Annotated in this window: 1 pseudogene; it reads left to right on the top strand. The window is 42.5% G+C overall.

Annotated elements, in window-relative coordinates:
- Nucleotides 1-1,801: pseudogene (locus tag V7D82_RS13730) on the top strand (hypothetical protein); the annotation flags it as partial.

Raw genomic sequence — 1,801 nt, 5'->3', positions numbered from 1 at the left:
AATTTCATTGCCCACATCGCCTTTAGCCGTTGGCGATGTAACCACTTTTGCCATCCGATTTGACCCTTCAGCCATCGGGATTAGGAATGCTATGGTGAGCATAGTGAATAATGACGTCAATGAAAATCCGTATACCTTTGTCATCAGTGGTTATGGTTTGAATTATACCGGTTGTGATTTTGGCGCCAGAGAAACGATAGCTATTCAAGATTTTGAAACCACACCGGCCACACCAACTTGGGGCTATACTTTAACGGGAGCTACAGCTTCGTTAACAACCGGAGTAGGTTTTGCTGTATCCGGAGACACTGGTTTGAGCAATCGCTTTTTAGGAGCATCAGCTTTGCAAACCGCAGGAGGAACCGGTGTTTTGACCATGTCTAACATCAATACCACTACTTTTAGTGATGTAGAATTAAACGTCAGACTGGCTGCTTTTTCCAGCGTGGTATCCAATGGTATGGATAATACTGATAGGATAGTTGTGGCGGTGAGTGCTAATGGAGGAACGACTTGGTCGAATGAAGTTCAGATACAAGGATTGAATAACTCAGTGTGGAATTACACAGCCGGTATAGGAACGGCCAGTAAAAATTACACCGGATTTAATGTTGCCACTATTTTCGCCCCTACGGTAGCCCCTTCAACCATCAATTACCAAACCACCGAAGGTTTCAGTACAGTAGTGCTGTCCAACCTGCCAAAAGTGGCTAACTTGTCAGTCAGAATTACTTTAATCACCAATTCCGCGCAAGAAATCTGGACAGTAGATAATGTAACCTTATTCGGCCGAAAAGAGCTAACCTCTACTTGGGATGGTACAGCTTGGAGTAACGGTCAACCCACTTCAGGGGTAAAAGCCATATTAGATGCTGATTACAGTACCGGAGCACAAGGGAACTTGTTGGGCTGTAAATGTCAAGTTAATGCCGGTAAAACCCTAACGATTGATCCTGCTACTTATGCCGTTATTGAAAGTGATTTGCAAAGCAGCGGAACCATTGTTGTTGAAAATACAGGTAGTTTAGTGCAACGAAATGACTTTGCGGTAAATTCGGGGAATCTTATTGTAAAAAGAACAACAGCGCCAATGAAACTTTACGATTATACGTATTGGTCTTCACCGGTTGGCGGACAAACTTTAACCAATTTGTCACCTCAAACCTCACCGGATCGTTATTATGCATTTAATCCAACCAGTGGCAATTGGCAATTTACTCTGGGATCAACTGTTATGGCTCCCGGGAAAGGTTATATCGTTCGTTCACCGGAATCATTTACGGCTACACCAACCGTTTATAATGCCCAGTTTGCCGGTAGCAACAATAACGGATTTATCCAAACCCCAATTGCTATAGGAACCAGTACTTGGAATTTGATTGGAAACCCTTATGCTTCTGCTATAGATGCGGATGCCTTTTTAGGTTTTTCTTCTAACATTGGTTTAATCAGTGGAACCATTTATTTATGGACGCACAACACACCATTGGCTAATAATGTTTATACAATAAATGATTATGCGGTATATAATGCCCTTGGTGGTGTAGGTACAGCGGCGGTTAATTTAGGTGTAAATAATACCATTCCTACCGGGAAAATTGCTTCCGGACAAGGCTTCTTTGTGCAAGGCTTAGCCAATGGAAATGCTACTTTTAACAATACGATGAGAGTGGCCGGAAACAATGCAGAATTTTTCCGAAACCAATCGGTTACCACTTCTGAAAGTGGTTTGGAACGCAATCGTATTTGGCTCAACTTAAGTAATACGCAAGGCGCATTTAAGCAAACGTTAGTAGGGTAT

It is taken from the genome of Flavobacterium sp., from assembly GCF_036741995.1.
Taxonomy (GTDB): Bacteria; Bacteroidota; Bacteroidia; order Flavobacteriales; family Flavobacteriaceae; genus Flavobacterium.
This window is presented reverse-complemented; position numbering and strand designations above follow the sequence as displayed.